The organism is uncultured Agathobaculum sp., from assembly GCF_963927765.1.
Taxonomy (GTDB): domain Bacteria; phylum Bacillota; class Clostridia; order Oscillospirales; family Butyricicoccaceae; genus Agathobaculum.
Genome location: NZ_CAWVCU010000023.1, coordinates 1 through 8,354 on the forward strand (window position 1 = coordinate 1; position 8,354 = coordinate 8,354).

Annotated in this window: 8 protein-coding genes and 1 riboswitch; all 8 genes read left to right on the forward strand. The window is 56.9% G+C overall.

Annotated elements, in window-relative coordinates; translation table 11 throughout:
• Positions 1-1,258 (forward strand): F0F1 ATP synthase subunit beta (gene atpD, locus ABGT74_RS01435; protein WP_346704158.1); only part of this gene is annotated, 1,258 nt, incomplete at its 5' end.
• Position 1,259: 1 nt separating this feature from the next.
• Positions 1,260-1,661 carry an ATP synthase F1 subunit epsilon gene (atpC, locus tag ABGT74_RS01440; protein ID WP_346704159.1) on the forward strand — a complete coding sequence of 134 codons (402 nt, stop codon included), beginning with the start codon at positions 1,260-1,262 and terminating at the stop codon, positions 1,659-1,661.
• Positions 1,662-1,723: 62 nt separating this feature from the next.
• Positions 1,724-2,428: a YoaK family protein gene (locus ABGT74_RS01445; protein ID WP_346704160.1), complete on the forward strand. Its 705-nt coding sequence runs from the start codon at positions 1,724-1,726 to the stop codon at positions 2,426-2,428.
• Positions 2,429-2,566: 138 nt separating this feature from the next.
• Entirely contained in the window at positions 2,567-2,797 is a 231-nt protein-coding gene (locus ABGT74_RS01450) for a ferrous iron transport protein A (RefSeq protein ID WP_297283875.1), read from the forward strand.
• Positions 2,794-4,818, forward strand: coding sequence for a ferrous iron transport protein B (feoB, locus tag ABGT74_RS01455; protein WP_346704161.1), 2,025 nt, complete (start codon positions 2,794-2,796; stop codon positions 4,816-4,818). The genes ABGT74_RS01450 and feoB overlap by 4 nt, the downstream gene beginning before the upstream one ends.
• Before the next feature lie 36 nt (positions 4,819-4,854).
• A complete protein-coding gene (locus ABGT74_RS01460) occupies positions 4,855-5,661 on the forward strand; it encodes an HAD family hydrolase (RefSeq protein ID WP_346704162.1) in 807 nt (268 codons plus the stop codon).
• Between the two features lie 27 nt (positions 5,662-5,688).
• Positions 5,689-5,792, forward strand: a riboswitch (THF riboswitch).
• 68 nt (positions 5,793-5,860) lie between these two features.
• The gene (locus tag ABGT74_RS01465; RefSeq protein WP_297283878.1) at positions 5,861-6,457 is read left to right on the forward strand and encodes a folate family ECF transporter S component; all 597 of its coding nucleotides are present in this window, start codon (positions 5,861-5,863) and stop codon (positions 6,455-6,457) included.
• Between the two features lie 166 nt (positions 6,458-6,623).
• Entirely contained in the window at positions 6,624-8,243 is a 1,620-nt protein-coding gene (locus tag ABGT74_RS01470) for a mannitol dehydrogenase family protein (protein WP_346704163.1), read from the forward strand.
• Positions 8,244-8,354 lie beyond the last annotated feature (111 nt).

Sequence of the window (8,354 nt, forward strand, 5' to 3'; positions counted from 1 at the left end):
GCAGCACATCGGTCAGGATACCGTGCGCTGCATCGCGATGGAGTCCACGGACGGTTTGGTGCGCGGCATGAAGGCCGTTGATACCGGCGGACCGATCACGGTCCCGGTCGGCGACAAGAATCTGGGCCGTATTTTCAATCTGCTCGGCCAGCCGGTGGACAACAAGCCGCCGGTCGAGGGCGAGGAGCGCTGGCCCATTCACCGTCCTGCGCCTTCTTATGAGGAGCAGGAATCCACGACCGAAATCCTCGAAACCGGCATCAAGGTCATCGACCTGATTGCGCCGTATGCCAAGGGCGGTAAAATCGGCCTGTTCGGCGGCGCGGGCGTCGGCAAGACGGTTATCATCATGGAGCTGATTAACAACATCGCCAAGCAGCACGGCGGTATTTCGGTATTCACCGGCGTTGGCGAGCGTACTCGTGAGGGTAACGACCTGTATAACGAAATGCAGGAATCCGGCGTTATCAACAAGACCGCGCTAGTTTACGGCCAGATGAACGAGCCGCCCGGAGCACGTATGCGCGTGGCGCTTTCCGGCCTTACCATGGCGGAGTACTTCCGCGATGTCGAGGGACAGGACGTGCTGCTGTTTATCGACAACATTTTCCGTTTCACGCAGGCGGGTTCCGAGGTTTCCGCGCTGCTCGGCCGTATGCCGTCGGCGGTAGGCTATCAGCCGACGCTGGCGACCGAGATGGGCGCGCTGCAGGAGCGTATCACCTCGACCAAGAAGGGCTCGATCACGTCCGTACAGGCGGTTTACGTTCCGGCGGACGACCTGACCGACCCCGCGCCGGCGACCACGTTCTCGCATCTGGATGCGAAGGTCGTTCTGTCGCGTGATATCGCGTCGATGGGTATTTATCCGGCGGTCGATCCGCTGGATTCGTCCTCGCGTATCCTGACCGCGGACGTGGTCGGCATCGACCACTACGAGGTCGCGCGTGCGGTACAGTCCATTTTGCAGAAGTACAAGGACTTGCAGGACATCATCGCCATCCTCGGTATGGACGAGCTGTCCGACGAGGATAAGCTGACGGTTGCCCGCGCCCGTAAGATCCAGAACTTCCTGTCGCAGCCGTTCCATGTTGCGGAGCAGTTCACGGGCTTCCAGGGCAAGTATGTTCCGGTAGCGGAGACCATCCGCGGCTTCCGCGAGATCCTCGACGGCAAGCATGACGATCTGCCCGAGTCGGCGTTCCTGTTTGCCGGCACCATCGACGAGGTCGTGGAGAAGGCGAAGAAGGGGGCATAATATGGCTACCTTTCATCTCAAGGTGATGACGGTCGACCGCTGCTTTTATGACGATGAGGTGGACCGCATCGTCGTCCGCACCACGCAGGGCGATGTCGGCATCCTGCCGCACCATATGCCGTATACGGCGGCGCTCGGCATCGGCGGACTGACCATCATCAAGGATGGGCAGTCTCGTGTCGCTGCGATTGCAGGCGGTTTTGTGGATGTGTCGCGTGAGCAAACGGTCGTACTCGCCCGCACCTGCGAATGGGCGGACGAGATCGACATCAACCGCGCCCGCGAAGCTGCGGAGCGTGCCCGTGCGATCCTCCAGCAGAAGGAGAGCGAGCATGAGCACGATGTGGCACAAATCAAACTGAAAAAGGCTATCAACCGCATGCGCATCGCGGGGGACAAGTGACCCAAAGCCGTCCGTTCTTGAAACGGACGGCTTTTTTTGCTATACTGGGGAACGAGACCGAAATGAAGGTGACCGAAATGGGAGAAAAAAACGGACAGATGTCGGAATCGCTGCTGCTTGGTGGTTTGCTCGCGCTGGCCGGCGGTTTTTTTGATGCATATACCTATCTTTGCCGCGGCGGGGTGTTCGCCAATGCGCAGACCGGCAATATTGTACTGTTCGGCCTTGAGTTGGCTGAGCGTCAGTGGCTGCGCGCACTGACTTATCTGCTGCCCATTCTGGCGTTCGCGCTAGGCGTGGTCGCAGCCGAGCTCATCAAACGGCGCGGCAAGCGGGAGCACCGCCCGGACGGTGCGCTGCATTGGCGGCAGACAATCGTGCTGGTCGAGGTTGTGATACTGGCAGTGGCGGCTTTTGCGCCGCAAAACCTGAATACTGCGGTCAATATCTCGATTTCTTTTGTCTGCGCCATGCAGGTCGAGACCTTCCGCAAGGTGCGCGGCAGCGCGTTCGCCACGACGATGTGCACGGGCAACCTGCGCTCGGGCACTGAACAGCTGGTGCTCTGGCGGCAGAACGGTGACCGGAAGGCCGCCAGCAAGGCGCGGCATTATTACGCGATCATTCTATGGTTCATCGTGGGTGCGGCGCTCGGCGCGCTGTGCACCAACGCATGGGGGGAGCGTGCACTGCTGCTAACCTGTGCGCCGCTTCTGGCTGCATTTGGTTTGATGTTCCGAGAGGAAGAGACCCACGCCTCTGTTTAACGAAAAAGCGTGCCTTTGGGCGCGCTTTTTTTGTATCATTTGAACGGTGCAGCGGTATTCGCTTCCGTTGACATTTGCTAACTGCCATTTTATAATAAAATGGCACAGGGCCTTTTTGGCAGTGCATGGGGGCAAAGTATGAAAACACTGAATAACTTAAAGCCGGGACAGAGCGGCGTGGTCGAATCCATCACGGCAGAGGGCGCGCTCAAACGGCACTTTCTTGATATGGGGATCACCAAGGGCGTGGTGGTGACAATGGAGCGCATTGCGCCGTTCGGCGATCCGGTCGCGGTGCGTCTGCGCGGCTACAGCCTGTCGCTGCGGCGTGCGGAAGCGAAAAAAATAGTGCTGGAGGAACGCGCATGAGCAGCAAAAAAACCATTGCCATCATTGGCAATCCGAACAGCGGCAAAACCACGCTGTTCAACCGGCTCACCGGCTCCAACCAGCATGTCGGCAACTGGCCGGGCGTGACGGTCGATCGCAAGACCGGTCATATCTGTCACGACGGCGTGGGCATTGACATTGTCGATCTGCCCGGCATTTATTCGCTTTCACCTTATACGCAGGAGGAGATCATCGCGCGTGAGTTCGTCCTGTCGGACGAGCTGGACGGTATATTGAATATCGTGGACGCGGCGAATATTGAACGCAATCTGTATCTAACCTTGCAGCTCATCGCGTTGGGCTTGCCGATGGTGGTGGCGCTCGGCTTTATGGACGATGTGCGCGCGCAGGGGATTGAAATCGACTGCGATGTGCTGTCTGAGCGGCTCGGCGTGCCGGTCGTGCCGATTTCCGCCAAAAAGGGCGAGAATATGCACAATCTGCTCGATGGACTGGCGCATCATATGCGTGCGCCGGATAAGCAGCCGCCGTATTTGCATGGTGTGGGTGCGGCGATCCGCCGCGCAGCAGAGCAATTGCGGCCGCTGCCGCTGCGGCAGTGCAGCCTGCCGTTTTATGCAGCAAAGCTGCTGGAAGGGGATTCCGCGATGTGGGCGCAGATGGACCGGCTGCAGATGCCGGAGCACATGCGCGAGGAGATCAATTCCATTGCAGCGGGTATGCAGAGCCACGCCAACCTGACGGATAAAGAAATGGTGCTGGCGGATGCACTGTATGACTATATTGAGGAAGTCGTGCGCGCCGCCTACCATCGGCCGAAGGTACATAAAGAGACGCTGACCGAGCGCATTGATAAAATCGTTTTGCACCGCGTATGGGCGCTGCCGATTTTCGCGTTTTTCATGTTCCTGATGTTCTGGTGCACCTTTGGGCCAATCGGTTCGCTGCTGGGCGATGGGATGGAATATCTGATCCAAAGCATCATTTCGCCTGCGATTCGCAATGGCTTGACGGCGGCGCATACACAGGACTGGCTGATTGGCCTGATTTGCGACGGCGCGATCGGCGGCGTAGGCGGTGTTCTGAGCTTTTTGCCCCAGATCGTGATTCTGTTCTTTTTCCTGTCTGTTTTGGAGGATACCGGTTATCTGGCACGCGTGGCGTTCATCATGGACACGCTGCTGCGCCGCATCGGTCTGTCGGGCAAGTCGTTCGTGCCGATGCTGATGGGCTTCGGCTGTACCACGCCTGCGGTCATGGCGGCGCGCACGATGGAAAACGACGCTGACCGCCGCATGACCATTATGCTGACGCCGTTCATGTCCTGCGGCGCGAAGCTGCCGGTCTATGCATTGGTGGCGGGCGCGCTGTTTGGCGCGCATCAGGGGCTGGTGGTCATCAGTCTGTATGTGCTGGGTATTCTGATGGGCATTCTGGCAGGTTTTTTGCTGAAAAAGACGATTTTCAAAGAGGTTTCCTCGGGCTTTGTGCTCGAATTGCCGACCTATCGTCTGCCGTCCTTCAAAGGCACGGTGCTCAATATGTGGCAGAAGGCCAAGGATTTCATCACACGCGCCGGTACGCTCATTTTCCTGATGAGTGTGGTCATCTGGCTGCTGCAAAACTTTACGCCCTCGCTTGATGTGGCGCAGAACGCAGGGGAGAGCATTCTGGGCGTGATCGGCACATTCATTGCGCCGATTTTCCGGCCGCTGGGCTTCGGACAATGGCAGGAGTCGGTTGCGCTGTTGACCGGATTGGTGGCAAAGGAAGCGGTCGTATCCACGATGAGCGTGCTGTATGGTGCAGGCGGAGATAGTGCGATGCTGTCCGGTCTGCTCGGTACAGTGTTCACTCCCTTGGCCGGATATTCCTTCCTGGTGTTTACGCTGCTGTATATGCCCTGCATGTCCGCTTTTGCTACCATCAAGCGGGAAATGGGCGGCTGGCGCTGGGCGTTTGGCGCTGCTGCGTTCCAGACCGTGCTGGCTTATCTTGCAGCGATGGTGGTTTATCAAGTTGGCAGCCTGTTCCTGTAAGGGATCAAAAACCGATAGAAAGGATTTCGGGTATTCATGTCGATCAAACTGATTGCCGCCGATATGGACGGCACGCTTCTGGACAGCCAAAAACGGCTGCCGGAGGGCTTCTTTTCCCTGGTTCATACGCTGCGGGAGCGGGGCGTGCGTTTTGCACCAGCGTCCGGGCGGCAATATTATACGCTCTATGCACAGTTTGGCGAGATCGCGGATGAGTTGGTTTACATCTGTGAAAACGGTGCGGTGGTTTGTGACGGCGCGCGCATGATCTCGTTTGAAGCCATGCCGGCGGAGGAGGTGTGCCGCTCGATCGAGGTGGTGCGTTCGTTGCCGGGCGTGGAGGCGATTGTATCCGCGCGGGACGGCGGCTTTTATGAAACCTCGGACGATCCGGAATTTCTGGCAAACGCCGCTCATTACAGTGTGCGGCGCACGGTAGTGCCCGATCTGCTGGAATTCTGTCGGCATGAGCCGGTGTGTAAGGTGGCGATATACTGCAAGGGGCGCGCGGAAGAGGTACTGCTTCCGGCGTTCCATGCGTTTGTGGAGACCTCGCAGATGGTGGTTTCGGGTGAAGACTGGATGGATTTGATGCGTCCAGGGATCAACAAGGGGCTTGCGGTCAGTGCGCTGTGCAAGAGCCTGCATATTACGCCCGAGGAATGCATGGCCTTTGGGGATTACATGAACGATTTGGAGCTGCTGCAGGCGGCTGGGGAGTCTTATGCGATGGAAAACGGTCATGAAGCGCTCAAAGCTGCCGCTAAGCACATTTGCCCTTCCAATGATGAGGACGGCGTATGCCGCACCATCCGTGCGGTATTTGGTATTGACAAGGCGTAAAACCATGATACAATAGAAAACGGAAAAAGCAGAGTAGACTGCAATGCGTTAAGTGCCGCTGAGACGGGGAGTTGTTCAGCGGACGAAAGGGACGAAAATCCCCTGCGGTATTGTAGTCGCATCCCGCTGCTGCAACTGTTTAGGCATTTCCTAAATCGCTGTGGCAACAGATGAATTGATTTAGGAGGTGTCTTTTTCTATGTCCAAAAAAGAAAATATTTTTTCTCGCTCCCTGAAAGAACTCAAAAGCACGCGGTGTTTGGCGCTGACTGCGCTTCTTATTGCCATCAACATTGCGCTTGACTTACTTGGTTTGACCATTAAGCTGCCGCCCAACCTGCGCATCGGCTTCGGCTTTTTGTGCAACGCGGCGATCGGCATGCTATTCGGCCCTGTGGTGGGTATGATGGCGGGCGTGTGTACGGATGTACTCGGTTATTTTGCAGGAAATCTGACCATGGGGGCGTATTTCCCGGGCTATACGCTGACTGCGATCACCGCAGGGCTGTTCTGGGGGCTTTGGCTGTATCCGCGTAAGGTTTCTGTCTGGCGTGCGGTGGGCGCGAAGGCTTGCATCAACCTGTTCTGCAACATCGGCCTTAATACCTTGTGGCTGACGATTACAGGCGGCAAAGCAATGGGGGCGTTGCTCGCGCTGCGCGTACCCAAAAACCTCATTATGCTGCCGATCGAAGCGGCACTGCTATATTTTGCAATGAAGCTGGTATTGCGACTTTATCGGGCGCTGCCGGGCACGGTTGAGGTCAACCATGCCGCGAAAAACAACAGTTTATAATGGATCTTTTGCCGCACGGTATAGCCGTGCGGCTTTTTTATGACAATGCTGTTTAGTTTTTGTAGAGATTTCCGATTTTCCCTATGCAAAGCGGCAAAGTTTTGGTATACTATATACGATAGGGATGAACGGCGTATTCCGTTCGCTGAAAGGAAGTGACTGCTTTATGAAATTGACAAAAGAAAGCATCAAACATAACGCGTCCTGGAAGGGTTACCGCTTGCCGCAGTACGACATCGACGCGGTGCGCGAAGCAACACGCACAGCGCCGACGTGGCTGCACTTTGGCGCGGGCAACCTGTTCCGGGCTTTTCCCGCTGTGCTGGCACAGCGTATGCTGACCGCAGGCCTGTCGGATACCGGCGTCATTTGCTGCGATGGCTATGACGAAGAGCTGATCGACCGTTGCTATCGCGCTTGCGACCATCTTTCGCTGGTCGTAACGCTGTATTCCAACGGCACGATCAACAAAGAGGTTGTCGCCTCGGTGACCGAAAGCCTCAAGCTGAGCGAGGATGGGACGCGCTTGAGCGAGGTATTCCTCGCGCCGTCCTTGCAGATGGTCAGCTTTACCCTGACGGAAAAAGGCTATGTGATTCAGAACGATGAACATGAGTTCCTGTCGGATTATGCGCATGACCGCGATAACGGGCCGGAAGGCTGCCGCTCTTTCTTCGGCAAACTCGCAGCGCTCAGTCTAGCACGCTGCCGCGCTGGGCTTCCGCCGTTGGCGCTTGTTTCGCTGGATAACTGTCAGGATAACGGCATCCGTCTGGAGCGCGCCGTCCGCTATATGGCGCAGGCGTGGCAGGAAAAGGGTTATATCACCGAGGATGAGTATTTCTATCTGATCAAGAAGAACACCTATCCGCTGTCCATGATCGACAAGATCACACCGCATCCGGATACCCGCATTGCGGATAAGCTGGAAGAGGACGGTTTGCAGAATGCCCGTCCCTTTGTCACGGCCAAGGGCACCTATGCGGCGATTTATGTCAACTCGGAAAGCCCGCACTATCTGCTCATTGAGGATGCATTCCCGAACGGCCATCCGCCGCTCGAGCAGTGCGGCGTGATCCTGACCCGTCGCGACATCGTGGAAAAGTCCGCGATGATGAAGGTCAGCACCTGCATGAACCCGATGGATACTGCGCTGGGCGTATATGGCTGCATGCTGGGCTATACGCAGATCAGTGCGGAAATGAAGGATAAGGAACTGGTCAACCTTGTCACGCGCATGAGTGAGCAAGAGGCTATGCCGATGGTTGCCGATCCGGGCGTCATCGACCCGGTTTCCTTCCTGCATGAGGTACTGGGCGAGCGCTATCCCAACCCCTTCCTGCAGGATTCGCCGCAGCGTATTGCGACCGATACGTCGCGTAAGATTGCGCCGCGCTTTGGCGTGACGCTGTATGCGTATTATAATTCGACGCTGCCTGCGCACCGTGCAACCAAGCTGGTGTATATCCCGCTGGTACTGGCGGGCTGGCTGCGTTATCTGGTCGGCGTGGACGATCGCGGTGAGCCGTTTGAACTCAGCCCGGATACCAACCTCGATCACATCCGTTCTCTGATGGGTAATCCCAAGCTGGGAGACGAGGTATCCGAGGAGCAGCTGTATCCGCTGCTGGCTAACCGTTACTATTTTGGCGTGAACCTGTTTGAGATCGGCGTAGGCGAGACGGTTGTGCGCATGTTCAATGAGCTGAACAAGGGGCCGCGCGCTATCCGCGAGACGCTGCGTCGTTACTGCGGCGAGGAAAAACAGGAAGAGTGGATCCTGTAAGCGCTTTTGCAGCGATATATGGAAATGAAAAGGGCGCGTTGCAGAAATGAAATCTGCAGCGCGCCCTTTTATGCGCCGTCCAAAGGAGTATGTAGCCGATAGGTTGTGGAA